General features: G+C 75.9%; 4 protein-coding genes and 2 riboswitches. Of the genes, 3 read left to right on the top strand and 1 reads right to left on the bottom strand.

The features are described from left to right. Positions 1 to 273: 273 nt before the first annotated feature. A riboswitch (SAM riboswitch) is annotated at positions 274 to 373 on the bottom strand. A gap of 169 nt (positions 374 to 542) precedes the next feature. Then, positions 543 to 646, top strand: a riboswitch (SAM riboswitch). A gap of 201 nt (positions 647 to 847) precedes the next feature. Further along, entirely contained in the window at positions 848 to 1,633 is a 786-nt protein-coding gene (locus tag PV341_RS44070) for a glutathione S-transferase C-terminal domain-containing protein (protein ID WP_500360868.1), read from the top strand. Between the two features lie 75 nt (positions 1,634 to 1,708). Here PV341_RS44070 and PV341_RS44065 read toward each other — a convergent pair whose 3' ends face one another. Next, entirely contained in the window at positions 1,709 to 2,215 is a 507-nt protein-coding gene (locus PV341_RS44065; protein WP_500360866.1) for a cupin domain-containing protein, read from the bottom strand. A gap of 139 nt (positions 2,216 to 2,354) precedes the next feature. On the opposite strand from PV341_RS44065, the gene PV341_RS44060 reads away from it, so the two are divergent. Together PV341_RS44060 and PV341_RS44055 are read left to right on the top strand one after the other, a co-directional pair. Continuing rightward, on the top strand, positions 2,355 to 2,789 hold the full coding sequence (locus PV341_RS44060; protein ID WP_326570637.1) for an RrF2 family transcriptional regulator: 435 nt from the start codon (positions 2,355 to 2,357) through the stop codon (positions 2,787 to 2,789). After that, the gene (locus PV341_RS44055) at positions 2,786 to 3,703 is read left to right on the top strand and encodes a DsbA family oxidoreductase (protein WP_500360865.1); all 918 of its coding nucleotides are present in this window, start codon (positions 2,786 to 2,788) and stop codon (positions 3,701 to 3,703) included. Before PV341_RS44060 ends, PV341_RS44055 begins: the two co-directional genes overlap by 4 nt. Positions 3,704 to 4,155 lie beyond the last annotated feature (452 nt).

Here is a 4,155-nt window from a genome sequence, read left to right as displayed (position 1 = left end):
ACCGCGCACTGTCGCGCCCTCTGTCAAGGCTGACGGCTTCCTGAACCCCGGCCCCCGCGTCAGCGGCGGGGGCCGGGGTTCAGGAAGCCGTCAGCCTTGACAGAGGGCGCGACAGTGCGCGGTACACGCGCAACAGGAGGCGCCGGGGACGTGGTGCGCGGCGACGGGGAGCCGCGGGTGCGACGGGACGCGGCCGTGGGGCCGCTGTGCGGCCGTCCCCGGGGCTGCGTGCATCGTCGTCACCGTTCCGCCCCGCGGGGCCTCGCGTCCGCCGTCGTCATCGGACCGTCCGGTCCGGTCGTCATCCGGGGCGTCCCACCGCGACACGGGGGCCGCCGGCCGGCGAGCCGGGCTCGCGCCGGAGCTCATGACCGATCTGCGGCGTAAGTTAGGCACGGCCCACTGGGAATGTCAACGACGCCGTCTCACATCGTGAACGGTCCGATGAGACGCGTACGCGTCCCTTGACGCACGGGGTTTGACGACTCGACACTGATGGGCAGGTCACGATCGTCAGCGCCCACCACACCGCCCCGCGGCACGGTGGGTCATCGGCCCCGGCCCGCTGACCGGCAACCCTCACATCGCGGTGGGGTGCCCCGGGTGACGACCTGGTCCCGCCGGCGCGGCGGGGCAAGCGCGGTCCCGCGTCCTGCGGGCCCCGAGCCGGGGAGGTGGACATGCCCAGGGCACGCGCCCTCCTCCTCACCCGACGTCTGCACATCGACTTCCTGCGCGTCTGCAGCTCGTTCGGCGCGGCCGGCTGACCTCCACCCAGGACCTTCAGCCGTCCCGCCGCCGGTGCCCCCAGGGGTCGACCGGCGGCCCGCCACGCCTTGGAGAGGGCATGACCGAGACGATCCCGCTCGACCCCGCACTCCACGTCTCCTGTTCGGCGCTGCCGCGCGCGTCCCGTCCCGACCGCTTCCGCAGCCGCATCGGTGTCGACCTCGCCGGCGGCTTCTACCCCGCGCCACGCCGGTACGAGCTGTTCCTGTCGCCGGGGTGCCCGCTCTCGCAACGGGTCGCCATCACCCTCGACCTGCTGGGGCTGCGCGACTCCGTCGTCACGACGCCCGTCCCCGCGGGGGCCGCCGGCGACACCGCCCTCGCCGCGCTGCGCGCGGCCTACGAGGCCACGTGGCACCACTACGACGGACCGCTCACCGTGCCCGCGCTGTGCGACCGGTGGACCGGGCGGGTCGTCAGCAACCACACCCCGGACATCCTCGGCGACCTCGCGGGCCGCCTCGGCGCCGAGGGCTGCGCCTCCGTACCCCCGCTGTGTTCCCCGGCCCTCCTGCCCGACATCGAGGCCCTCCGGCACACGGTCGACACGGGCGTGACGAGAGCCGCCCAACTGGCCGCGGACGGGGCACCGGCCGACCGTGACGCAGCCCTGCGGACCCTGCACGCCACCCTCGACCTGCTGGACCGCCGGCTGGCCTGCGGGCCCTACGTCCTGGGTGGCCACCTGACCGCCGCCGACGTCGACGTGTGGGTGGCCCTCTCCCACCTCGCGAGCGGTCTGCTCTGCTCCTACGGCCGCCTCACGGCGTACGTCGCCCGTCTCGGCGGGCACCCGGCGTTCCGTGCGCAGCGGACGGCCGCCGATCTCGCGTCCGCACCCTGACGCACACAGCCGTCCCCGCCCTCGCCACGGGGGCGGAGGTCGGGGACGGCTGCGTGCGTCCGCGGGTCCGGCCGCTCAGGCGTCCTCGGCCGGAAGGGCGTACAGACCGAGGAGGTTGACCACGACGGCCTCCTGGGTGCTGCGGGCGATGACGACCACGGCCTCCTGCGCGGGGTCCGGGTTCTCCTCGCGGTGCGGCACGAACGGGGGGACGAAGACGTAGTCGCCGGGCGAGGTGCGCAGGCGCACCTCCTCGGGCGCGTCGCCCGAGTCGTCCAGGAAGACGAACTCGGGGTGCCCGCTCACCACGTAGATCGCGGTCTCGGACGCGCCGTGGTGGTGGTCGGAGGACGCCGTCGCCGGGGCCACGTGGGTCTGGCCCATCCACAGCTTCTCGGAGCCCACGGTCCGTCCGCTGACGGCGGCGAACCTGCGCATCCCGCCGGTCTGCGCCGTCCCGCCGTCCAGGGCGCCCGCGCGGATGTGGTGCAGCCGGGTCCGCAGGGGCGCAGCCGCCTGCCCGGGCGCGTCGTGGAGATGGGGGTGGAAGCCTTCACCGGGGTTCGTCAGGGGCTCGCTCATGGCCGGGACGCTAGAGCGGCCCCGAAAAGGATGTCAAGAAGTGTCCTTTGTGCTTCACCTGCGGCAATGCTGCCGCAATGTACGGAGCACGGCGGCCGAACCCCCGGGCCGGGCGGGCCGGTTGGGGCATGATGGGCCCATGCATATCTCCGCGAAGGCGGACTACGCCACGCGGGCTCTGCTGGAGCTCGCCTGTGAGCCTGCCCGCCCCCTGACCTGCGAGGCCATCGCCTCCGCGCAGCAGATCCCGTTCCGCTTCCTGAAGTCCGTGGTGAGCGAACTGCGCAAGGCCGGCCTGGTGCGCAGTCAGCGCGGCTGCGAGGGCGGCTACTGGCTCGGCCGGCCCGCCGGCGAGATCACCCTGCTGGACGTGGCGCGCGCGGTGGACGGCGAGTTGATCACCCTGCGGGGGGAGTCGCTGGCCGGGCTCGGATACCCCGGTCCGGCCGCCGGACTACCCGGGGTGTGGCGCCAGGTCGAGGCAGGCGCGGCGGCGGTCCTCGGCGGGGTGACCCTCGCCTCGCTCCTGCCCGCGGCCGCCGCGGAGCGGCTGGACCGGAAGGGAGCCGCGTGACGGCCCCGCCTGCCCCGCCCGCCGTGGAGGTGGTGGAGTACACCGATCCGCTGTGCCCCTGGGCCTGGGGTTCGGAACCGGTGTTCCGCAGGCTGCGGGCCGCGCTGGGCGGCCGGGTGCGCTGGCGCCGCGTGCACGGCGTCCTGTTCGACGCCGACGACGACCCAGCCCCCGACCCGGCCGCGGAGACCGCCTGGTACGCGCGGCACGTCGAGGAGATCAGCGCGCACACCCGGGCGCCGCGGGCGCGGCGGCTGAGCCGCGTGGCGGCCAGCTCCTGGCCCGCCTCGCTGGCCGCCAAGGCGGCCGAGCTGCAGGGCGAGGAGGTGGCCGGGCGGGTGCTGCGCCGGCTCCGGGAGACCGTGTTCGTGCTCGGGGAGCCGGCCGACACGCCCGCGCTCGCACTCGCCGCGGTACGGGGCGCGCCGGGACTGGACCCGGTACGGCTCGCGGCCGACGCGGCGGCCGACGACGTCCTGGCGCGGGTACGGGCCGACCGGGCGGAGGCACGGCGCCCGGTGCGCGAGGCGCTGGCGGCGCGCGGCCCGTCGCCGCACCCCGGAGCGGCGAAGGAGACCGGCGGCGGCGGGTACCGGTACGCGCTGCCGACGCTGCTCGTACGCGCCCCGGCCGGGCAGCGCGTGGTGCCCGGCTGGCGGCCCTACGAGGAGTACGCCTCCGCCGTCGAGGAGTTGTGCCCGGGACTGCTGCGGACCCCGGATCCGCTGCCGCCGGACGAGGCGCTGCGGCGCTACCGGAGCCTCACCGATCCCGAGCGGGCCCTGCTGGTCACCGGGGCCTGGCCGCCACCGGAGGCGGTCCGGGTGGACACCGGGAACGGCCCCCTGTGGCTGCACCCCGAGGAGGCCGCGACGCACCCGGCCACCGCTCGCGGTGCTCGCGCCGTGCGCTGACGGGGCTCTGATCCGCCGTCACGGACCCGTCCCGCCAAATGAGACACCAATTGGTGTCTATTGACAGCCGCTCGCGGCGCTCGCCAGGATGAGCAGCATGCTCACGACGCACCCCGGTGTGGTGTGCCGCTACGTGGACCTGCGGCGCACCTGCAGCGCCCTCTGTCGCTGACCGGCCGCCCACCACGGCCCACAGGCGCCTGACCGCATCCGTCAGCACCGGCCGCGCCGCCGCCCCGTCGAGCCGCGCCCGCCGTCCGCGCCGCCCCTTCCGCGCTTCGCCGCCTTCTCCCACCGCATCCCGGTGAGCCCCCGCGTACCCCCGAACGCCCTGCCCTGAGCGCGGCGTGCCCGGCGTCTGCCCGCCAGACCCCGTCGGCACGGCCGTACCGGCACGGGACGGCCTCGGGCGCGGGTGCGCGCCGTGCCCGCCGCCACGCCCCCGCCTGCCC

This window comes from Streptomyces sp. PA03-1a (assembly GCF_033792805.1).
In the GTDB taxonomy this organism is placed as follows: domain Bacteria; phylum Actinomycetota; class Actinomycetes; order Streptomycetales; family Streptomycetaceae; genus Actinacidiphila.
This window is presented reverse-complemented; position numbering and strand designations above follow the sequence as displayed.

Excerpts from the sequence above, each read along its gene's own strand:
- PV341_RS44065 (WP_500360866.1), bottom strand. The coding sequence starts at position 2,215 with ATGAGCGAGCCCCTGACGAACCCCGGTGAAGGCTTCCACCCCCATCTC.
- PV341_RS44060 (WP_326570637.1), top strand. The coding sequence starts at position 2,355 with ATGCATATCTCCGCGAAGGCGGACTACGCCACGCGGGCTCTGCTGGAG.
- PV341_RS44070 (WP_500360868.1), top strand. The coding sequence starts at position 848 with ATGACCGAGACGATCCCGCTCGACCCCGCACTCCACGTCTCCTGTTCG.